The sequence below is a fragment of the Mesorhizobium sp. genome, assembly GCF_004962245.1.
GTDB lineage: Bacteria > Pseudomonadota > Alphaproteobacteria > Rhizobiales > Rhizobiaceae > Mesorhizobium.
Genome location: NZ_SUHQ01000119.1, coordinates 1 through 208, shown reverse-complemented (window position 1 = coordinate 208; position 208 = coordinate 1). Strand labels below are relative to the sequence as shown.

1 pseudogene is annotated in these 208 nt (G+C 61.5%); it reads right to left on the bottom strand.

The features are described 5' to 3' along the window. Nucleotides 1-208, bottom strand: a pseudogene (groEL, locus tag E5X88_RS33590) (chaperonin GroEL); the annotation flags it as partial.

Genomic DNA, 208 nt, shown 5'->3' with positions numbered 1-208 from the left:
ATCATCACCTTCTTGGTGCGCCCGAGCGTCTCGAGGGAAACATTCTCGAGCTTGATGCCCAAATCCTCCGAGATCACCGTTCCGCCGGTCATCAGCGCGATATCCTGCAGCATCGCCTTGCGGCGGTCTCCGTAGGCCGGCGCCTTCACGGCTGCAACCTTGAGAGCGCCGCGCAATTTGTTGACCACCAGCGCCGCAATCACCTCGC